The following is a 21,053-nucleotide window of genomic DNA, read 5'->3' on the forward strand; positions in this document are numbered from 1 at the left end:
CCGATCAGCCCCCGAAGAACGCCTTTGCCTGTTCTCCCAGCACGTCCTCGCCCTTCGGGCTGCTGGCGTGGCAGCCGTCGCTGACCTCGCCCGCGTCATTGTTGAGGATGAACTTCCCGAGGTAGCTCATGTTCTCGTTGATGCTCGGGTCGTTGGCCAGCTCTTGCGCCTTCATGTCAGTCCAGTCGGCGCCGCCCGCTCCCGCGATGAAGCAATCGTGCCCTTCATTGTACACCGGCTGGCCCACGATGTAGATATGCGTGCCCGGGTTGACGTGCTGGCGCGCCGCATTGACCATGTCACGGAGCTCCTGATCGGTCGCCCTCTGGGACAGGATGCAGATCTGGACCATGATGGCCTTGACGACGTCTTTCCCCCCGATCGACTCCAGCTTCCGGTCGAACAGCTGCCAGGAGGAGCTGGTGGGGTTCGTCCAGTTCTGGACCACCATGGCGCCCGTTTGATAACTGTCCGCGTTCCACATGATCCTGCCGCCGACGCGCTTGTAGCCAGTGCCGATGTTGTTGGCCATCGAGCAGCCAGTGTACGCGACCGAGTTGTCTCCTGTTGGAGGCAGGCCGTCATCGCCTCCGCCGGTTGCGGCATCGCCGCCCGTGCCCGCAGTGGTCCCCGGCGCCGATCCGCCTGCGCCTGCGCCGCCGGTGCCAGCTCCGCCGGTGCCGGTGGTAGCGCCCGTAGTACCGACGGTAGTACCGCCCGTGCTGGCGCCACCACCTGTCCCACCACCGGTCGGACCTACGGTCGTGGAGCTGCCGGTGCCCGTCGTCCCTGCGCTCGTGGCGCCTCCCGACCCCGGACCGTCGACCGGGTCACTTTCTGAACCGCAAGCGCCGAGGCAGAGCGCGGCTATCCCAAGGGCGCAGCGGACCACCACTCGGCAGGAAAGAACAGGATAATTCATCGTCGTCACCTTCTGTTAGGGGGCGTTTGGTCAGGACCTGCGCGGACTCTCGGCTCGCGTCCGACCGTCGTTGTTCTATCGCCGCTGCGACTTGCGCGAATAGACGGCGAGATCGCCGTCTCCCCCCGTGGACAGATCTGTCATCCCCCCTCGTCGACCTCGGCTAGATCTCGCGCGGCTTCGCCTCGACCGCCGCTTGACGCCAGCGCAGCGGCGTCGTCCGCTCCCAACCGCGAAAGGCGCGCATGAAGGAGTTCAGCTCAGCGAACCCGAGGAGAGGCCCGACCTTCCCGTCGAGCGTCAAGAATGTTCGCGCAGCTGCTCCAGGGTGTACGGCGTGCCATGCGCCTTCAGGTGGCGTGGGCGGGCGTGAAGCACCACGTGGAGGACGCCAAGCTTGCCCGTCACCAGGGCGCTCTGCGTCAAGAGCACGTTGCGGGCGGCGATGTCGGCTTCGCGACGCAGCAGGTGAGAACGGCTGCGGCGGGCTCAAGTCAGGCTGAGCGCTATGGCCGGTGCTCCCGGGCGCTCCGAGGCAGGTCGTCGACGGCCCTCGACGACCTGCCTCGCCAGCGCCTCACGGCAGCATGTCGTCGATCGCCTGGTACCACGTGTTCGCCATGCGGGCATAGCCGGCCGCGTTCGGGTGCACCCCGTCCGCGAGCTCCGACGTCGGAAACCCGGTGTGCATGTCCACCAGCACGACGTGCTTCCCCGCCGACGCCCGGGCTTGCACGACAGGCGTCAGCGCGTTGTTGTACGCGACCACCGCGGCGTCGTTGAAGCTGATCGGAATGAGCTTCGCCACGACCACGAGCGCGTCGGGGGCCGCGGCGAAGATCTTGTCCAGGAGCGACCCCAGCCGCTGCGGCGCCGTGGCGAGGTTATCGCCCTGCGTCACGTCGTTGGTCCCCGCCATGAGCAGCACGATGTGCGGGGTCTCCTGCATCGAAGGCGTCGGCACGAGCCCCGCCATCTGGTTGATCTTCCAGCCGCTGTGCCCCTCGTGCTTGCGCGGAAACGGAGCACCGTCGACCGTCGCCGGCCCGTTCAGCAGAGAGCCCGTGAACGTGATGCTCTGGCCAGCGGCGCGCGCCTTCCTGAACAGCTCGATCCGATAGCCGCCACCGCCCGACACACCGACCCCATCCGTGATGGAGTCGCCCAGCGGAAGGATCTTGCAAGGATCCCCGTTCGTCGGGCACGGCGAGAACGCGCTCGATCCCCCTGTTCCTGTCGTGGCGCCGCCGCCCGCGCCGCTGCCGCCCGCGCCGCCGCTGCCGCCCGCGCCGCCGCCGCTGCCCGTCGAGGAGCTGGAAGACGAGCTCGCGCTGCTGCTGCTCGAGGAGGAGCTGGAGGACGAGCTCGCGCTGCTGCTCGAGGAGGAGCTGGTCGCGCCTCCCGTGCTGCTGGCCGACACGATGGTGGGCCGCCCGCTGCCGTTCGCGCAGAACCCCCACGACGCCGTTCCCCCCTGCGCGATCGCCCCGTTGTAGCCCTCGTTGGTGACGTTCAGCCGCCCTCCCGATGACGTGGAGCGCGCGCTCCACAGGTTGGCCACCGTCGAGCCGCCGAGATCGACGACCATGCCCCAGGAGGTCGTGGCCGCGGTGCGGCTCAGGTTCTTGACCGTCACGTTCGCGCAGTACCCGCTGCCCCACTGCGACTGGAGCGCGAGCGTCGCGTCGATCATGCCGTCCGGGCTGGTCACCCCGGACTCGAGGGAGTCGCTGTCCTCCTGAACACCCGGATCCATCGCACATGCGAGCAGGCCGCACACGAGCGAGAGGGATACGGACCCAAGCAAGCGATTCATACGCATCAAAATTCTCCGCATCTGGACCGATCGATTCGCAGGTTTCCGCTTAAGGCAGATAAGTAAATCAGGAGTACGCCTGCGAGCTCGACCGTTCCGTCAGGTTGGCGGTCTACAATCCCTGGTCAACATGCTATCGATCACGACCTGTCGCCAGTCGGAACGCGATGGTCGTCGCTCGCGCAGCCCGAGGATGGCGCGGCTCGGACACGCGATGGAGGCTCGCAGGAGGACGGCGCGCCGCGCGCCGCGCCCGGCCCTCACGACGGCGTTCGTTGGTCACGCGCTCACGGCAGCGAATGCCGCTTCAGCGTGGCCCACCCGATCTCGGGGCTCCCCCAGGCCATGCCGCCGCCCTGCGCGGTGCACAGCGTCACCTCCGCGCCGCCCGCGCAGCTCGAGTAGGTCGAGCAACCGTTGCTGTCCTCCGCGCTCGGGGTTCCCGTGCACTGGTTCAGCTCGGCCCACCGCTCGAAGGTGCCGACCGCGCCGAGCAGGGTGATGTCCTCGCCGTTCGGCGCCTGCTGCGGCCCCCCCTCGTAGGGTACCAGCACGTCCGCGGTGCCCCGGAACGAGACCTCGGTCACCGGCCGCACCGGATCGCAGGGCTGCTCCGACTCCGCCAGGAGGTCGAAGGCGCTTGGAGCGACCCCCGCAAAGACGTCCGCCGCGTTGCAGGCCAGGTGGTATGCCATCCCGCCGCCGTTCGCGACGCCCACGGCATAGACGCGCTTTACATCGACGCACGCCTCCGCCTGGACCTGCTGGACCAGGGCGCGCGCGAACCCCACGTCGTCGACGTCGCGCGACGTCGTGCAACACGGACCGATGTTCCACGCGCCGTCGATGCCCTGCGGCCACGCGACGATGAACCCTTCCGCCTCGGCGAGCTCGCGGTACCCCGAGGCCTCGGCCTCCGCCGCCGGCGTCCCGCCGAGCGTATGAAAGTCGAGCACCAGGGGCATGGCGCTCCCGCCCGTATAGCTCGCAGGGAGGCGAACGACGTAGCTGCGGGTCGTGTCCCCGACCGTCACCGTTCGCTCGTTGTCGCCGGGCGCCAGGGTGGTGACCGGGCAGACGGCCGCCGTGTCGCCCTCGGCGGGCGCTCGGCAGAAGCCGCCCTGGCAGCGGAACGGCGCGCCGAGCGGCTCGCAGTCGGCGTCGCCGCTGCAGGAGAGATCGCAGAACGCGGCGCTGTCGGCCGCGGCGCAGGCCGCCTCGGCGGGCCGCGCCGTCACGGCCACGCACTCGGCGCCGGAGGCGAGCGCCGCGCACTCGTCGGCGACCGAGCAGGCCTGCGTGCAGACGCCGCAGATGCAGGCGAGGCCGTCCCCGCAGCTGGCATCGCAGGTCCTGAGGAAGTTGGTCTCGCTGCCGGTCTGAGGGCCTATGTTCCTGCAGGCCGAGGCCAGGAGCGCCGCGCCCGCCACGCCCGCGACGAGGCACGCCGTCGCGACCACTCTAGTCCTCATCGCCGCCCTCATCGCCGCCCTCGACGTCCTGCTGGATCAAGCACTGTCCGACGTACAGAACCACCTGCGTGTACCTGTCTGGCGTCTCGTGCGCCGCGTTGTAGGCCTCGACCTGCTCGCGCAGCTCGACCAGCTGGGCGCGCAGGCGCCCCAGCGTCTCGGAGGCCCGCTGTTCGTACGGGTGGCCGGGCCACACGTCGAGCGTGTAGGTGCTCCCCCCGACGCGGTCCGCGAGGCCGGGCGCGGTGCGATCCTCGCGCAACCGGCACAGGATGGTCTTCACCATCGCCTGGTAGTGATCGAAGATCGCCGCCTCCCACCCCACGGGCGAGCCCAGGAGCACGTAGAGGCTCGCGGCGCTGTACGTCGCTCCGGCGCCTTCTCCGGTCCGCTCGACGCGCGCCGATTCCACGAGACGCCCGAGAGCGCAGTCGAGCTCCACGCGCTCGAGGTGCGCCCGCTGCAACAGCTCGTCGCGCGTGAGCGGGCCTTCTCGATAGATGATCGCCCAGACGAGCTCGTCCACGCCTTCGCCCGATCGAAGCGCGCGGAGCGCGCCCAGCTCGTCGTCGGACACCGCGCGATACACCACCTGAGCCCCCTGCCCCGCCTGGAAGATCAGGCGGCTCTCGCAGAGGTCGAAGAGCACCCCGCGGAGCAGGACATCGTCCTCGGCGGCGAACGCCCTCAGGATCTCGGCCCGCGGCGTGATCCCCCGGCTGCGGATGTGGTCCAGCACGGCCTCCCAGAGCGAGCGTCCCCGCTCGACCGAGCTCTCCGTGATCCGCCGGACCCGGCGCTGATAGCTCCGGAGCCCCATGCCGAACATGTCGGCGCCCACCTTGCGGCTGACTCCCTGCCGCTCGAGCTCGGTCACCAGGTCCTGGAACACCTGGTCCGCGAGCTGGGCCAGGGGGGCACGCCAGCCCCCCGAGGTCGCCAGCTGGGCGATGAGGACAGTGGTCTGGCGAACGATGGCGTGAATCAGCTCGACTGTCATGAGGTTTGACGAGAAAGTCTCGTGGACCTCCGCAGAGTAGCGTGGCCCAGGTCAGGCGGGGGAGTGACAAACCCGACACCCCTGGGGCCTGGGGAGGGGCGACGATCGGCAGGGCCGTGCGGGGACCCGCAGGGTGGCTGTGGTGTGAAGGAAGCCGCGTCCCTACGTGGTTGATGATGCTGAGATAGCGTCGCTTTCCATGCGGAGCGGATCGCGCGACGCACCGTCTCTCGCATCGCAATGTGGCGACTGACGATCTCTCGGGCGTGTCGACATCGACTGGGAGATGTCCCAGAAGGCCTGTTTGCCCTGGCGTCTCGCGCGCGCCGCGCGCGCTGGCTCGTCCCCTCCGCGGAGCGCGCCGGCGCCAGCCGCTCTCCTGCCCTACGGGTCTTCCCACGAGGGCTCGACCGCGGGCCGCTCCCGCTCGATGACCCCGCTCCCCTCCTCTTGCCTGTCGCGGAACGGCGTCGCGTGCGGCGGGAAGTCGCGGAGGCCGCGGCCGGCGGTGTAGTCGTAGCGGGCGAAGAGCAGTGCCGACAGGCGCGGAGAGGTCTCGGCCGGGCTCGGGATGTCGAAGAGGAACGTCCCTTCGGCGCCGAGCGAGACCCGGTGACCGCGCGAGAGCCAGCTCCAGAACGTGAGGCCCGCGGTGAACGCGTCGCGCAGGAACGCCTCGTCGCGCGTCTCGTTCACGGGACGGTAGCTCGCGAGCCAGCCGAGCTGGATCCACGGCCACAGGCCGCGGCCCGGGATCAGGTCGAGGTCGAGCGTCGCGTCGAGGCGGTCGAGCGTCGAGGGCACGGGGCTCAGCCGGAGCGACGTGCCCGCCGTGACGAGCGCGTCAACGAACGGCCGGTGCCGCAGGCGCGCGCCGAGCGAGGCCTGCGTCCAGTGCTCGTCGGCGTACGGCGTGAAGATGTCCTTGTCGGCGCCGGGGACGCCCCGCAGCGACTCGTCGACCGCGAGCAGCGTGAAGCCCGCCCAGGGCGAAAGCGTGAGCTCGCCGCCGAGCGGGATCGACCAGAAAGCGCTCGCGCTCGCCCTGCCGCCCACCGCGTCCCCGGCGCCCGGCTGGAACACGACGCGGCCGCTCAGCGCCGCGCCGGGCACCCAGCCGCTCGAGCTCAGATCGAAGCGCGCCTCCGCGCCGAAGCTCTCCGGCCCGTCGCGGAGCCGGCCAAAGCCGGCGGCCGAGATCCAGGCGCGGCGCTCGATGAGCTCGCGGTGCACGTCGACGCCGAGCTCGAGGAAGCGGAGCGGCAGGCGCAGGTCCTCCTCGGTGAGCTCGCTGTCGACGAGGCGCGCGTACGCGCCGATCGAGAGCGGCCCCGCGTCCGGGTCCTCCCCCACCGGGGGCGCCGGCCGGAGCAGCTCGTCCGCGGGCGACACGGGCGCGGGCGGCGGCGGCGCGGGCGGCGGCACGCGCGGGCGGGGCGCGCCGGTGGCGACGGCGAGCTCGACGCGGAGCAGCGCGCGGCCGCCCGGCGAGGCGACGCGCAGCACGTGCGGGCCCTCGGGGAGGACCGCCACGCGAGCCTCGACCTCGCCGCCGAGCCAGAAGAACGGCTCGCGCGTGACGCCGAGGCGGCGCGCGGCGCGGTCCTCGGTGGCGTCGAGGGCGATCGTCCCCTCCTCCACCGCGCCGGGCGCGCCGGGGCTGGCCGCGCCGGCGCCGGGGCTGGCCGCGCCGGCGCCGGGGCTGGCCGCGCCGGGGGCGCCGTCGAGCGGCGACACCGAGAAGCGCAGCACGCCGGCGGGCGTGGCGGAGGCGACCTCGGGGTGGCAGGTGGGATCGTCGCCGTTCGCGAGCGCGGCGCGCGCGCGAGGGGACGCGGCGCACTCGTAGGCGGCGTGGGCCCGGATGCGCACCACGGTCGGACCGGCGAACGCGAGCTCCAGGGGGCGGGCAGGGTCGATGTCGTGCCAGGTCGAGAGGACGCGGCCCGAGAAGGGCTGCGCCGCGCCGGCCGCCGTCGCGCGGATCCAGCCGAGGACGCTCTGGTCCGCCGGCGGCCGCACCTCGACGCGGTGGCTGCCCCGCGGCACCTGCACGACGCAGCGGTCGGTCATGGGCGCGGCCGCGGCGGTACACGCGACCGGGGCGCCGTCGAGCGCGACGGAGAACGCGCAGGGCGTCTCGTCGCGGTCGAGCGCCCGGCAGGAGCCGTCGAGCACGATGGCGCCCGGCGCGGCGCGGTCGAGCCGGAACTCGGCGCGCGCGCCGTCGGTGATGAGGAGCGCCGCCTCCGGGGCGTCGACGAGCGCGCGGCGCACGCGCACGCGGAGCGGCAGGTCGCGGTCGGCCCTGGCCCGGAGCTCGAGCGTGGCGGAGCCGGCCGTGGCGTCAGCGCGCGGCGGCACGGCCCAGCCAGTCACCGGAGCCAGCCGCGCGAGGGCGGCCGGCGGGAGCTGGAGCGGCTGCACGGACCCGGACGGCGTGCTGCCGGAGGGAACTGACCCCGCTGGCGTGCTGCCGGAGCCGGAGGGAGCTGACCCCGCTGGCGTGCTGCCGGAGCCGGACGGAGAAGCAGCGCCTGGCGCTGCGGGCGCGGAGCTCGCGGGAGCTGCGGGCGCGGCGCCCTGGTCCCCGCCGGCAGCCTCGCGGACCGCCGTCTGCACGGCGAGCTCGGCCAGCGCGAGAGCGCGCAGGGTGAGCAGCCGATCGGGCTTCTCGGCGCCGGCGGCCACGTCGGTCGCGAGGTTGGCGGCGCGGGCGAGCGCGGCGGCGGAGCGGTGGGCGAGCCCGATCCGGGTGAAGGCGTCGGCGGCGATCCGCACGTCGCCGGAGCGCTCGGCGAGCAGGCCGAGGAGGAGCGCGTCCGCGCCCGCGCTGTCGGCCGCCGGGCCGGCGAGCAGCGCGACGCCGCGGCGCGGGTCGCCGGCGATGCGGGCCGCGCGCGCGTCGGCGAGGGGCGCGCGGTCGGCGGGCAGCGGGAGCGGCGGCACGCGCGCAGGCAGGCCGAGCGGGACCGCGGGCGGGCTCCCCGGCGGCAGGGAGAAGACCGTCGACGGCGGCGCGCCCGCGCTCGACGCGCCGGGAAGCTGCGCGGCGTCCCAGGGGTCGTCGTCGGCGGCGCTGTCGAGCGCGGCGAGCGCCGGGAAGCCGAGGGAGTCGAGCGCGGCGGCGCGCTGCGCGCGGAGCGCCGCGCGGGCGGGCGCGGGCGCGGCGCGGAGGGCGCGCGTGGCGCGCCGGATCTGGTCGAGCGTGCCGTCGACGGGCGCGCCAGACGGCGGCCGCGCCGGCGTGACGACCCGCGGCGCGGAGGGCGGAGCGGGGTGCAGCCGCACGGCGGCGCGCAGCAGCGCCGGCGCGGCGGTCTCGACGCGCAGCTCGCGGGCGCCGGCGGGGACCGGGATCTCGATCGTCCCCGTGGCGCCCGCGCTCACCCAGGCCTCGTGGACGGCGGCGCCGGCGCTCACGCGGAGCACGCGCGCGGCGGACGGCGCGCCAGGGGACCGCGCAGCGCGCGCGGCCCCGCCGGGGGCCTCCGGGGCGCCTTCTGCCTCGCCGAGCACGGCGGCGGGCGCCAGGACGACGCGCGCCACCGTGGCGCGCTCCGGGTCCGGGAGCGCGAAGGTGACGGCGCCGTCGACCCAGGCCCACTGCATGATCTCGCGCAGCGAGGCGCAGGGCGCGCGCCCGCTGCGCGGGATGCGCGCGAGCACCGGCGGGGCGCCCGCGCGGCGCTCGAAGGTGCGCGCGCCGGGCGCCACGGCGACCACCGACGTGAGCCCGGCGCCGCCGTGCACCGCGGCCGGCGTGCCGTCGATGAGCACCGACGACTCGGGGACCACCTCGGTCGAGGCGCTGCGGAGGAGCACGCGCGCGTGGGCGCCCGGCGGCGCCTCGACCGCGACCTCTGCGCGCGGCTGGTCGAGGAGCGTCCAGCGGAGCCCGGACTCGGCGTTCACCTCGCAGAGCGCGTCCGCGGCGTCGCGCGGGGCGGCGCTGCCCGCGGCGGGGGGAGGCGCGTCGCGCGGCGGCGCGATCGAGCTCCACGCGGTCACCCCCTCGGGGATCTCGAGCGCGTCCCAGGGCGCCTCGCGCGCCCAGGCGGTCCGCGCGAGGGGCGCCGCGCTCTCGATGTCGCCATGGCCAAGCGCGTAGCGCTCCGCGAGCGGCGCCCCGACCGGCCGGCGGCCATCGATCGCCGGCGACAGGGCCGCGCCCAGGGCGGAGACCGCCGCGAGGTCGTCCGGGTGCGCGCGGCCGCCGGCGACATCGCGCGGCGGCGCGGCTCCAGCCGGCGCGGCCCCAGCCGGCGCGGCTCCAGCCGGCGCGGCTCCAGCCGGCGCGGCTCCAGCCGGCGCGGCCCCGCCGGGCGCGGCGGCAGCCGGCGCAGCCCCGCCGGGCGCGGCCCAGGGCGCGGTCGCGGCGCCCGGATCCGCGTGCGCGGCGGCGAGCCGCGCGAGGGCGGCGCGCTGGAGGGGCGCGGCGCTCGCTCCCGCCCCGCCCTGCGCCGCCGCATAGGCCCGCGCGGCGCGCGTGAACGCCACGGCCGGGGACGGCGCCCACCGCACCGACTCCGCGAGGAAGAGCGCCCGGAGCGGCGGCGACACCGCCGGAAGCGCGGCGAAGGCTAGCGCCGTCCTCGCGGGCTCGGCGGCGGCGGCGCGGTCCGCGGCGGCGAGGAGCCGCGGCGCCTCGGCGTGGGCCGGCGCGCGGTCGCCCGCGCCGGCGCGATCGCGCTGCGCCGCGCGGTCGAGCAGCGCGGCGCGGTCCCGCTGGGGCGCGACGAGCTCGGCGACGCCGGCGCGCTGCCGGTAGCCGCTGGCCGTGACGGCGAGCTCTCCTTCGACCACGTCGACGGTCGCCTCGCGCGAGTCGACGGGCAGCGGCACGCGGATCCAGCGCGGCTCTCTCCAGCGCGCGGCGTCCGCGAGCCGCGGCCCGGTGCGCCAGGCGAGCTCCCGGACGACGGCGCCGCCTGCACGGACGATGACGCGCGTCGCCCCGAAGGCGCGGGGCCGGAGGGCGATGCGCAGCACGTCCGCGCCGGGCGCGCGGAGCGCGAGCCGCGCCCCGGCCCCGAGCGAGCGCCAGGGCGTGGCGCGCTCGACGGCTGGGAGGTCGGGCCCCTCGCGGCCGCCGCGCACCTCGACATCCCGCGCGACGAAGTACGGCTCCACGAGCGGCCGGAGGAGCAGCGACTCCTCGAGGTACCGCGCGGTGAGCCAGGCGGCCGCGGCGGGCTCGAGACGCGCGGCGGCCGGCGCGGGGGGAGCGCCCGCGCTGCCCTGCGCGGACGGCGCGCCCGCGCTGCCCCGCGCGGACGGCGCGCCCGCGTTGCCCCGGGTGGAGGCCGCGCCCGCGCCGCCCGGCGCGGAGAGCGCCGCGCGCGCTGCGTCGACCCACCGGAGCAGCGCGCCCGCCTCGCCCGGCGCGGTGGCGGGCGCAGGCGCGCGGCCGCCGAGCCACGCCGCGACGTCCTCGTCGAGGCGGTACCAGGCGAGCGGCGCGCTCTCCCGCACGGCGACGCGCACGGCGACCGGCGCGCGCTCGGCGCCGCGCGGGACGGCCGCGCGCACGGCGAGGAAGCGCGCGCTGGACCACGCCGGCACCGCGACGTCGCGCGCGCCCGCCTCGAGAGGGGGCAGCGGCATCCAGGTGATCACGTCGGGCGCGTCGCCCACGCCGGAGCCGAGGCCGATGCCCGCGACCTCGCCGCGCACCTCCAGGCGATCGCCGGGCTCCACGGGCACGAGGAGCAGCTGCTCCTCGGTCAGCGCCACGGGCGCGGTCGGGTCGGCTACGGTGGGCGCGGCGCGCGTCCCCGCCGGCGCGGAGGCGCCCTGCGGCCGGCCGTCGCTCCACGAGACGACCCGCGCGCTGTCGGGCGCCACCCAGGCGAGCGGCGTCGCGGCGGCGGCCTCGCGCGCGCCCGGGAGGCCGGGGGCGGCTCCGAGGGCGAGCGCGAGCGCCGCGCCGAGCAGCGCGCGGCGGGCAGCGGATGCGACGAAGGCGTCGAGATCCACGGCGATTACCCTTGTCCCATGCCCACCGTGCGCCCCGTGCGCCGTGGGCTATCGGGCTAGCCGATTTCCGGTGGCGAGCGCAAGCGCACGATCGGCGACGGCGCGCCGCGCCCCTCGCGGGGGCAGGGCGCGCCGCAGCCGCTGTAGGGGAGGATCGTCAGAGGCCTACGGCAGCACGGCGCACCGCGGTCGCCACAGGGGCGGATCGTCGAGGCCTCGGGCAGCACGGCGCACCGCAGCCGTCACTGGCGGATCACCGAGGCCTACGGGAGCGGCCAGCGCCGCTCGCGCTTCAGCCGTTCGAGCAGCGCGGCGAGCGCCGGCCCGTCCAGCTCGAGGAGCGACGCGTCCTCGTCGGTCGACAGCGCGATGCCGAGCACGTCGCAGACGTCCCGCACGGCCTGCTGGAGGCCCTCGTTGCGTCCCTCGCGGAGGCCTCTGTCGCGGAGCGACTCCAGGCTCGAGTGCCCTTCGCGCTGCAGCAGGCTGGTGAGGATGGCCCGCTGCGCCGCCGCGCGATCGTAGAGCGCCTCGACCTGCACCGGGTTCTGCAGCGCGCCGGGCGCGTGCAGCAACTCTCCCGGGAGAGCGCGCCGCGGCGGCTCGCCGGGCGCGTGCACCTCGACGTGCCGCGGCGCTGCGAGCCGCACCACCCAGACCCAGCGCGTCCCTGCGCCGAGGAGATCGTCGATCGTCCAGGCCAGGCGCGCCTCGTCGTTGTCGGCGTCGGCGTACTCGATGGCGAGCGCTGGCGCGCCCGGGACCCAGCCTGGTGTATCGGGCACGTTGCCCACGGCCACGCGCGGCGCGCGCAGCACCTCGGGCGCAGGGCGGTACCCGGTGCCGGCGCCGGCCTCGGAGACGGCGGGGTCCCAGGCGACGACCGCGCCGCCCAGCAAGAGGGCGCCCGAGGCACGCCCGCCGCTGGGCAGGCAGAAGACCGGGTGCCCATGCGACAGCTCGCACGGGTCGCCTGGCCGGACGTGCTCGGCGCGGAAGGGCCCGCGCTGGTCGGGGCGCGGGGACGGGAGGTCCGGCGCCGTGGCTGCCGGAGAAGCCGTGGCTGCCGGAGAAGGCGGAGGCGCCGTGGCCGGCGTGGGGGCGGGTTCGCGGGGGTCGGGTGCGGGGGCCTGGGTCTGTGCGGGATCGGTCGGAGCGGCGATGAGCTCTGAGGATCTCGGTCCGGGGGAAGGACAACGCGCTCGCGAGCACGAGGGAGGAGCGCGAGGAGTACACCGAGCGCGAGGGCGCCTATTTCGGGGACAGTTCAGGAAGTACGGCGTCCTTTCCATCGATCCGCTGAACCAAGGTCAGTCGGCTCACGACGTGGTCACCGACCTGGTGCCGTTCATGAACGAGGTGATCCGCCAGTTCATGGACTACGAGCGGATCCGCAGGGCATACTTCGTCGGCCACTCCGTGGGCGCCTTTCAGGTCCTCGCGTTCCAGGACGCCTACCCGCGCCGGGTGAAGAACCGAGTGGTCCTCTTGGACGAGGGGCAGATCTCGTTCCAGGAGCTGCCCAATCTCGTCTTCCCGGAAGGAAACAATTTCGGGATCCCTGCGGGAGAGTACAGCATCGGCGACGTACCGCACGTCTGGTCGCTCGGGAGCGGCTATGGCGGCAATGCGCTGCTCGGCAAGAAGTGCTTCGCGCTGCGCATCGCCTCGGTGCTCGGCCGGGAGCAGGGGTGGCTGGCCGAGCACATGCTGATCCTGGGCGTCGAGTCGCCGAAGGTCGAGAAGACGTATGTCGCCGCGGCGTTCCCGAGCTCAGTAGGGTACAGCTATACGGTAGGATGCCTTCCGCTTGGTGCTACGTCGCGATAATCGCGGGCAGGGCAGGGGCGCAAATCGTTCAGGGCACGCAGGCGAGAGAGCAGCTACAGGTATTGAGCAAGACCGAAATGCTCTTGCCAGAGCTGTTCGCGACAACGAGGTCGAGATCCGAATCACCATCAAAATCCGCCGCTCGGAGGGAATGCGGCGCCGCACCGACAGCGAAATTCGTGGCCGCGCCAAAGGTGCCGTCACCGTTCCCGAGCAGGATCGAGACGTCGTTCGACTTCTCGTTCGCTATCGCGAAATCCGTTACCCCATCACCGTTGTAGTCACCCGGCGTCACGAAGTAGGGCGCCGTGCCCGTCGCAAACGACGTCGATGACCCAAAGGTGCCATCGCCATTACCCAACATCACCTTGACGACATTTTGTTTGTCGATGGCCGTGGCGATGTCCACCCTCCCGTCGCTGTTGAAATCGTGTACCGCGACGCTCCTCGGGTTCGCGCCCACCGCAATCGTCTGCTTGGACGACAGGCTTCCCGTGCCCGAGCCCTGGAAGATCGTGAGGTTGCTCGAGTAGGTATTTGCCGTGGCCGCGTCGATTCGACCGTCGCCGTTGAAGTCTCGAGCCGCCACGCTCCGCGGCAGTCCACCGGTCGCGAAGGTCGAGGAGCTGGGGAAACTCCCTGTTCCCGTGCCGAAAAAGACGGTGGCATTGCTGTCCCCTCGGTTCGCTGTAATGAGGTCGAGGTGACCATCCTCGTCGAAGTCCGCCGCTACGATGTCCGCAGGGTTCACGCTCGCGGCATGATACGTCGGGGCGCCGAAGGTGCCGTTCCCGTTGCCGAGGAGGACCGCGGCGTTGTTCCCGTCGTAGTTGGCCGTCGCGAGGTCGAGCTTGCCATCGTCGTTGAAATCGGCGACGACCACTTCGCGGGGAGCGCCTGTGACGGTAATCGTGCTAGAAGCCGTGAAATTGCCGCTGCCGTTGCCGAGGAAGATCTTGAGGTAGTTGCCACTGTAATTGGCGGTGACGATGTCCACGTCCCCGTCACCGTCGAAATCGCCCAATCGGACCGCCTGCGGGCTATGAGCGCCGGTCGAGATGGTGGTCGCCGACCCGAAGCTCGGCGCCGCGCACGGCGTAGCGCAGGTGAAGACTGGACCGAGATCCCGTGGGCACAAGGCCGACGAGCCCGTGCACGTCTCCGCGGCATCACACGAATTGGCAGAGGTGTTGCAGACCGTGCCGGCAGAGGCCCAGCCATTGGCTGGACAGGCTGTGCTGACCCCGCTGCAGGTCTCCGCCACGTCGCATACGTCGGTCGCCACCCGGCAGAGCGTCCCGGCGGAGAAGATCGCGCAGACGCCACTCTCCGACGCGCCGGCCGCGACGCTGCATGCCTGGCAATCGCCGGCGACGTTTCCGCCACATGCGCTGTTGCAGCAGACGCCGTCGACGCAATAACCGCTGGCGCACTCTGCGCTCTGCGCGCAGGCATCGCCGTCCGCGAAAGCGAACTGCGATTCGAATATGTGAGCTCGGCCGGGCGCATGCCCTGAAGGGCCATCGCCATGCGCGCCGATGACCATGGTGTTCGTGCTCATGGCGACCGAAAAACCGAACATGCGGTTCGCTTCTCCCGCAGATGGGAGGAGCTTCTGCCTCGGCGTCCATGCACCACCGACCTTGTCGAAGACGTATGCCGCACCTGCGCCCGCGGCTTGCTGCGAATTGTTGTAGGCCCCTACCAGCAGCGTATCCCCGAGCATCGAAACCGCGGTACCGAAATAGTTATTGGTGACCCATGCCGTATCCCAGGGAAGCAGCTTGCCAGTCTGCGGCCACGCGCCGCCATTGCGATCGAAGACGTAGACTGCGCCGGAAGCATAGCCGAGCGTTTGATCCGCGCTTGCCCCGACCGCCACCGTATCGCCGGACATGGCAATCCCAGTGCCAAAATGGGATGTTTGGGTCAGATCGGCGGGCAGAAGCTTCTTGGTTTCCGTCCACACGCCGCCAACCTTGTCGAAGATATAAGCCTTTCCGTGAATATAGCCGTAGTCTTGGGCCGTGGGGGCGGCGACGGCGATCGTGTCCCCGTCCGCTGCGAGGTCATGACCGAAACGGTCATGGGTGCCGGGGTCGCTCGCGGACAACCTCGCTTCCTGCGTCCATACCCCGCCGCTCTTGGCGAAAACGTAAACCGCGCCCTTGTTCGCATCCGCGTCAGGGGCACCCACGATCGCCCTGTCCGCCGAGGGCAGCGCCACCGCATAGCCGAAATTCTCGGCTGAAGACAGGTTGACCGGCTGGAACTTCATTTCCTGCGTCCATGTTCCCCCGCTCCGCACGAAAATGTAGGCGGCTCCGACGGAAATTCCAAGCGGCCTGTCGTACCGAGCTCCGATGAGCGCCGTGTCCCCGCGGAGCCCAACCGACCAGCCGAACTGTGCCTGGGTTGTACTATCACTCCCCCAAAGCTTCGCTGTCTGCGTCCATGTGCCGCCGACTTTCTCGAACACATAGGCCGCGCCCCTGTTTACTCCGATGCCGTCGCCTCCGATGGCGCCCACGAGCGCCGTCGTGCCGTCGATCGCCACCGAGTAGCCGAGCGCATCGTACATCATGCCGTCGCTCGCCAGCAGGGTGGATTGCTCGACCCATACCAGCGGATCGACGACGATCGGATACGCAGCGGCGGTATCGTCCACGCGGATGGTGATGGTAGAAGGCCCCGTGTCGAGGCGCGCAGGGAGCACCTTGCCCGATGCGTCGCTCACGTGGAGATCCGTGTACCGGAGCGCGACATGGCCCGTCTCGTCGCGCAGATGGACCTCGGTCCCTTCCTTCACGAGCTCGGCGGATAGATTGCCTCCGACGGCGATCTCGATGGTGACTTCGCCTCCGCCGTTTTGGCGGCAGCCTGGCGCTGACGCCAAGGTGAAACCTTGCTCGAGCCCGAGCGATCCATTGTGATACCATTCAACGACCGGGGCGCTCGAGGCCGTTCCCTCACGACGATATTCGACTCGGTTTTGTCGAGCATCGGGTTCGGCCACCGGAAGCTGCGTCAGAACATCGGAGCATCCGTAACGTGAAGCTGACATTTGGAAGCTCCACGCGCCCGCACCTTGCTGCGGGGCGACGCGGACGCCCGTGTTCGTGAACTCCGATAGAAACCTTTGGGCCTGGTTCGGCGCCTCGAGCGCGCCTCCCCTGACGATGTGGTATTCCGGCGGAGCATCCCGCTGAACCGCAGCGATGTACGCCGCGCGCAGATCCGAAGGCATCCGATCCGATCCCGTCGCAGGCTGCATCCCTCGGCCATCCTGCCCCCGAGGCGCCTCGACCCCCGCCGGAAAATCATCCGAGCTGCAAGCTGCAACGGCTAACGTCACACACAACGGCGCGCAGAGTCCCATCCATTTGCGGCGCATCCTTGCCTACCCTTCTGTGCCCGCCCAGCGGCCGCGACAAGGCCGCACTCGGGCACGCTATGGTCGACTACAGAAAGAGGATACATGGATGAGCGGGGGCCACAAGCGTCGCCGCCGCCGCCGGTGGAGCTGCTGCTGCTGGAGCTGCCGCCGCCGCTGCCGGTGGAGCTGCTGCTGCTGGAGCTGCCGCCGCCGCCGCTACCGGTGGAGCTGCTGCATCCACGCCGGCTTCCTTTCACTGGTCCGCGCCGACTCCATGATGGCGGGGCACGGACCACTCAGGAGATAGTCATCACGAACATGGATCGAGATCGGGACGAACTCCACTTCCGGGAGGGCGCGGTAATAGCGAGTGCTGTACTTCGGGGCAAAGTGCAGCACAACCGGAAATGGTTCCGAGGGACCGGTTCGACCACCTCCCGGCACCGCAAACGGTCCAGAGCCACCGGTTCGACCACCTCCCGGCACCGCAAACGGTCCAGAGCCACCGGTTCGACTTCCGAACGGGTGCGATCCTCCGTCTCGTCCTCCAAGATCCCGCGAGAACCGACGCTCCACATCGGCGCAACGAGCGCCGGGTGCCTCCCGGTCGTCAGCGATCGAGCCAGGCACGGACAGGAGCGATGATACGCTCCCTGAAGGCGCCGAGCCACAAGGAGCGTGTCGCGCACAGCCCGGCCGCACCGGGCCGACTCCACCCCCCTACTCGTCGCGCGCGCAGCGAAACCCGTAAAAGGAAAGCCGCCTCTCGGGCAGCTCGCCGACCCGAAACGCCGTGCTCAGCGTCTCTGCCCCGTGGGAGAAGGCCCCGCCGCGGGCATCCCTCCCGAGGTCCCCGTCCTCCAGGGCAGCGCAGTTGTCGCAGTTCCCCGAGAGCCCGACGTGATAGTCGAGCACCCACTCGAACAAGCTGCCCGCCATGTCGGCTTGCCCATACTTGCTGTCCCCCGCCGGGGACTTCGACCCGACGCGCGGGACCGGGCACACCGTGGTCGTCGTCTCGCACTCGAACACGGCCAGGTCCTGGCTCGGGGCCGCCGCTCCCCACGGATACTCTCGGTGCTCGTTCCCGCCCGCGGCCGCATAGTTCCACTCGGCCTCCGTGGGCAGCCGGCCCTCGTCCCAGGCACAGAAGGCGAACGCGAGATACCAGCTCGCGCAGTTGATCGGCACCGCTTCGTTTCCGGCAGGCTCGTCGGTCCACGTCCGGAAATTGGCGTCGCACTCCAGCGAGGCGCGCAGCTCCTCCTGCCCCTCAGGCAAGCTCGAGTCCCATGCCGGGTCCCACCCGCCGTCCTTGGCGAGCGGGTGCGCGCCCGCGCCCGCCTTCGGCCTGGTCGCCGGATACCCTGCGACGAACTGCCGGAATCGACCCACCGTCACCTCGAAACGATCGAGACGAAAATCGGCGACGGTGGCCGGAAACGCCGCGTCGTTCAGGCGGTTGAACGTGCCGCCCACCACGTTGCTCTCGGCGCAGCAGCTCTCTTCCGCCTCCGGCCCGCACGCGGGCGCGACCTGGTCGCAGCGCGGCAGGACGAACACGTCGGGCTCCACGTCAGGGACGCACGCGCTCCCGGCGACGAGCGAGATCGCGAGCCCGACGAGAGGTCTGGACCAATGCATTCGCACGCCCTCACCTGTGCGCATCAGAAGCTCCCGAAGAGGCTGGCGCCAGCGCCGGAAGGCGCGACCCAGGGCAGCGCGACGGCCGCCGGCGCCGGCGCCTTCTCGCCGCCCGATCCCGCGATCCCGTACGCCGCCGCCCCGAGCGCGACGAGCCCGGCGCCGCCGAGGCCCACGAAGAGGCCGAAATCGAGGTTCTTGCGCGCGTTGTCGGCGGCGAAGTCATAGCCGGGGTTGCAGTACGTCCCGCCCGTCACCTCGCGGCAGTTGTCTCGCAATGCGCCGATCGCGGAGAGGTCGTCGATCAAGAACCCGACCGACGCGCCGGCGAGCGCGAGCCCCGCGGCCCCCGAGACCCAGGCCCAGGTCGGCACGCCCCCGCCCGGCGCCTCCTTCGGCTTGTCAGGCCCCGTCGCCGCCGTGGGCCCGGTCGCCGCGACAGGCCCAGCCACCGGCCGCAGCGTGAGCTCGACCGTCACCGACTCGCCCTCCCGCAGCGTGACCGAGCGGGTCTCCGTCTCGTGCCCGGGGGCGCTCGCGCGGACGTCGTGAGGGCCCGGATCGACCGGCAGCGGCTCGCCCAGCGCGGCCGCCGGGACCGGCGTGCCGTCGCGCTGCACCTCGACGCCGGAGGGCGCGCTCTTCACCACGACGCGGAGCTTCGGCACGCGCGCGTCGAGGTCCGCGATCCCCTTCTTCGCGATCTCCTCGAGCCCTCGCCGCCGCTGCTCCCCCGCCGTCTCGCGGTTCAGGACGATGGCGCGATTGTAATCGTGCCAGGCCGTCGCCACCTTGCCCTCGCGCTCGTGGCACCGCGCGATGTTGATCATCGTGCTCGCGGAGGGGTTGAGCTCCAGGCTCGCCTCGAACTTCGGGCACCCCGCCGCATAATCGCCCTTGTCGACGAGCGCGCGCGCGGACTTGAAGAGCGCCTCAGCAGCCACCGGATCACGCGGTGGCTGCTGCTGCGCGCGCGCCGCCGAGCCGCCGAGAGCGACCGCCGCGGCGAACGCGAGCCCGGCGAAAGCGCGCAGGCGCGGCGCGAGACCAGCGCCGCGGCGCGCGCCGGCGCGATGGGTGCTGTGCACCGAGAGGAGGTGCTCGCCTGGCAAGCTCGTTGTCATGTCCGCCGTGTCCGCCATGGTGCTCGTTCCGGTGCGGCGAGCCGCGGGGGGCGCGCGGGGGAACTCTACACAAAAACAGGCGGACGACCAGCGGACTACCGCAGCCCCGCGGCGTCGCGGCGCCGCGGCGCCACGTCAGCAGCTCAGCGCGCCATGGCGAAGGCGACCCCGCTCTGCAGCGTCAGCCGCGTCGTCACGCCGCTCAGATCGCGCCCCACGCGCGTGAGCTCGTGCGCGATGCGGGGGCCGATCCCGGTCAGGACGACGGCGGTGCCGAGCAGCCGCGCCGCCTGCGCCACCTTGACGATCTCGTCGCCCACGTCCGGGCCGAGGCTCGGCACGCCCGTGAAGTCGACGATCGTGACACGGGTCTTCCGGGCGGAGATGCCCTCGGCCAGCGTGGCCTGTACCTGCTGCATCCGGCGCCGATCCATGTGCCCGATGAGCGGCATCACGGTGATGTCCTCGGTGATCGGGATGAGCGGCATCGACAGCGCCTCGAGCGCCCGGGCCTGCTCCCGGATGATCTCCTGCTGCTCCCGCTGCGCGGCCGCCGCCTCCTCGGCGCGCCGGCGCTCGGTGATGTCGCGGAGCAGCACCAGCGCCTCCGCCGCGTCCAGGCCGACGATCCGCGCCTCGTAATGGCGCAGCTCGCCGCCCACCTGCTGCCCGTACTCGAAGACCTGCGTCGCGTCGTCGGCGAGGGCCCGCTCGAGCTCGCGCAGCAAGCGCCGCGCGACGTCGTCCGGCAGGGCGTCGCCGACCGGGCCGCCCCGCGAGAACCCCGGCTGGACGGCCGGGGCGAGCCCGCGCGGCGGCTTGACCTCGAGGCACCTGCCCTCCCTGTCCACGCGCAGGACCATGTCCGGCAATGACGTGATCAGCCGGCGGTGCTTCTCCTCCTGCGCCAGCATCCGGGCGACCGCGTCGACGAGCTCGCGCTCCCGGCTCCACTTCTCCGTGAGCGCACAGGCGATCTGCCGGACCTCGACGACATCGAACGGCTTCTTGAGGATGAGCAGGCGATCGGTCTGCCCGAACCGCTCCATCACGTCATCCCAGGAGCAGTCCGAGTAAGCCGTGCAGAGGACGGCCTGAAGGAGCGGGTCCTCCGCCCACAGGCGAGAGAGCGTCTCGACCCCATCCCACCCCGGCGGCATGCGGACGTCCACGAACGCCACCGCGAAGGGGGCGCCGGCCTGCAAGGACCGGCGGACCGCCGCCAGCGCCTGCTCGCCCTGATAGGCCGACGTCAGCTCGAAGCTCGGCCCGCGAGCCGCCCCGCCGTCCCCGCCCCCGAAGATCAACGCATCCAGCGTGTCGAGCTCGGCGGCGCTCACGGCAGGGGCGAGGACGTCCCGGAACGTCCTGTGGATGCTCTCGGTGTCGTCGACGATGAGGACTCTCCTGTTCTTCGCGCTCACTCCGTCCATTGGCTCGGGGCCTCCTGAGAGCGACCACACATCATCGACCTCTGTGTTCAGCGATCTCCCATCGTGGATGGCTCCCACCGTCGCACCCATGCGAGCACATGAAGACCGATGTCGACATGACGGCTGGCAGCTCGCCAGCGCGGCGGAGCGGAGCGCTACAGCTCAGCCCGCAGTATGCCTGCGCGCTTCGCGCGAAGAAAGCTACGCGAGCACACCCGACGCCGTGCAAGGAAAGCGCCCACCCCGCGGCACGCCGATTGCGCAGCGGCAGAATCGGTACGCGAGCACACCACGCGACCGTCTCCAGCGCTCCCGGCGCTCCGCGCGGCGTGCGGCGCGCGGCGCGCGGCGTGCGGCGTGCGGCGTGCGGCGTGCGACGTCGATCGACCCGTCGACCTCGAGGAGCGACGCGTCCCCTCATCGCACTCGCGAGCGCGATGAGCGGTTTGCTGTTGCA

General features: G+C 72.3%; 11 protein-coding genes and 2 pseudogenes. 2 read left to right on the forward strand and 11 right to left on the reverse strand.

The window, feature by feature from the left end; translation table 11 throughout:
- Nucleotides 1-4: 4 nt before the first annotated feature.
- From WME85_RS44745 to WME85_RS44770, 6 genes are all read right to left on the reverse strand, one after another.
- Nucleotides 5-532 carry a hypothetical protein gene (locus WME85_RS44745; protein ID WP_437830356.1) on the reverse strand — a complete coding sequence of 176 codons (528 nt, stop codon included), beginning with the start codon at nt 530-532 and terminating at the stop codon, nt 5-7.
- A 967-nt stretch (nt 533-1,499) separates the two neighbouring features.
- Nucleotides 1,500-2,738, reverse strand: coding sequence for a GDSL-type esterase/lipase family protein (locus WME85_RS44750; protein ID WP_437830357.1), 1,239 nt, complete (start codon nt 2,736-2,738; stop codon nt 1,500-1,502).
- A 287-nt stretch (nt 2,739-3,025) separates the two neighbouring features.
- Nucleotides 3,026-4,210, reverse strand: a complete 1,185-nt coding sequence (locus WME85_RS44755; protein ID WP_437830360.1) for an alpha/beta hydrolase family esterase — start codon at nt 4,208-4,210, stop codon at nt 3,026-3,028.
- Nucleotides 4,200-5,210, reverse strand: coding sequence for a hypothetical protein (locus WME85_RS44760; RefSeq protein WP_437830362.1), 1,011 nt, complete (start codon nt 5,208-5,210; stop codon nt 4,200-4,202). Before WME85_RS44760 ends, WME85_RS44755 begins: the two co-directional genes overlap by 11 nt.
- A gap of 384 nt (nt 5,211-5,594) precedes the next feature.
- Complete coding sequence (locus WME85_RS44765; RefSeq protein WP_437830363.1) at nt 5,595-11,189, reverse strand: hypothetical protein; 5,595 nt, start codon at nt 11,187-11,189, stop codon at nt 5,595-5,597.
- Between the two features lie 263 nt (nt 11,190-11,452).
- Complete coding sequence (locus WME85_RS44770; protein ID WP_437830364.1) at nt 11,453-12,088, reverse strand: hypothetical protein; 636 nt, start codon at nt 12,086-12,088, stop codon at nt 11,453-11,455.
- Nucleotides 12,089-12,350: 262 nt separating this feature from the next.
- Between WME85_RS44770 and WME85_RS44775 the strand changes: the two are divergent.
- Together WME85_RS44775 and WME85_RS44780 are read left to right on the forward strand one after the other, a co-directional pair.
- Nucleotides 12,351-12,659, forward strand: a pseudogene (locus WME85_RS44775) (alpha/beta fold hydrolase); the annotation flags it as partial.
- Nucleotides 12,660-12,785: 126 nt separating this feature from the next.
- A pseudogene (locus tag WME85_RS44780) lies at nt 12,786-12,971 on the forward strand (phosphoenolpyruvate carboxykinase domain-containing protein); the annotation flags it as partial.
- Nucleotides 12,972-13,047: 76 nt separating this feature from the next.
- Here the strand turns inward: WME85_RS44780 and WME85_RS44785 are convergent.
- The 5 genes from WME85_RS44785 to WME85_RS44805 all read right to left on the reverse strand — a co-directional run bounded on the left by WME85_RS44785 (nt 13,048) and on the right by WME85_RS44805 (nt 20,596).
- Nucleotides 13,048-16,293 (reverse strand): FG-GAP-like repeat-containing protein, encoded by a 3,246-nt coding sequence (locus tag WME85_RS44785; RefSeq protein WP_437830365.1) that lies wholly within the window; start codon nt 16,291-16,293, stop codon nt 13,048-13,050.
- A gap of 318 nt (nt 16,294-16,611) precedes the next feature.
- The gene (locus WME85_RS44790; RefSeq protein ID WP_437830366.1) at nt 16,612-16,794 is read right to left on the reverse strand and encodes a hypothetical protein; all 183 of its coding nucleotides are present in this window, start codon (nt 16,792-16,794) and stop codon (nt 16,612-16,614) included.
- 321 nt (nt 16,795-17,115) lie between these two features.
- A complete protein-coding gene (locus WME85_RS44795; protein ID WP_437830367.1) occupies nt 17,116-18,039 on the reverse strand; it encodes a formylglycine-generating enzyme family protein in 924 nt (307 codons plus the stop codon).
- Nucleotides 18,040-18,062: 23 nt separating this feature from the next.
- The gene (locus WME85_RS44800; RefSeq protein ID WP_437830368.1) at nt 18,063-19,181 is read right to left on the reverse strand and encodes a PEGA domain-containing protein; all 1,119 of its coding nucleotides are present in this window, start codon (nt 19,179-19,181) and stop codon (nt 18,063-18,065) included.
- A gap of 125 nt (nt 19,182-19,306) precedes the next feature.
- A complete protein-coding gene (locus tag WME85_RS44805; RefSeq protein ID WP_437830369.1) occupies nt 19,307-20,596 on the reverse strand; it encodes a PAS domain-containing protein in 1,290 nt (429 codons plus the stop codon).
- Nucleotides 20,597-21,053: the final 457 nt, after the last annotated feature.

This window comes from Sorangium sp. So ce1153 (assembly GCF_051521595.1).
Taxonomy (GTDB): domain Bacteria; phylum Myxococcota_A; class Polyangia; order Polyangiales; family Polyangiaceae; genus Sorangium.

What these genes read in the sequence shown, in the direction of transcription:
- WME85_RS44745 (WP_437830356.1), bottom strand. Translation starts at nt 532, where the DNA reads ATGGCCAACAACATCGGCACTGGCTACAAGCGCGTCGGCGGCAGGATC.
- WME85_RS44750 (WP_437830357.1), bottom strand. Translation starts at nt 2,738, where the DNA reads ATGAATCGCTTGCTTGGGTCCGTATCCCTCTCGCTCGTGTGCGGCCTG.
- WME85_RS44755 (WP_437830360.1), bottom strand. Translation starts at nt 4,210, where the DNA reads ATGAGGACTAGAGTGGTCGCGACGGCGTGCCTCGTCGCGGGCGTGGCG.
- WME85_RS44760 (WP_437830362.1), bottom strand. Translation starts at nt 5,210, where the DNA reads ATGACAGTCGAGCTGATTCACGCCATCGTTCGCCAGACCACTGTCCTC.
- WME85_RS44785 (WP_437830365.1), bottom strand. Translation starts at nt 16,293, where the DNA reads ATGCAGCCTGCGACGGGATCGGATCGGATGCCTTCGGATCTGCGCGCG.
- WME85_RS44795 (WP_437830367.1), bottom strand. Translation starts at nt 18,039, where the DNA reads ATGCATTGGTCCAGACCTCTCGTCGGGCTCGCGATCTCGCTCGTCGCC.
- WME85_RS44800 (WP_437830368.1), bottom strand. Translation starts at nt 19,181, where the DNA reads ATGGCGGACACGGCGGACATGACAACGAGCTTGCCAGGCGAGCACCTC.
- WME85_RS44805 (WP_437830369.1), bottom strand. Translation starts at nt 20,596, where the DNA reads ATGGACGGAGTGAGCGCGAAGAACAGGAGAGTCCTCATCGTCGACGAC.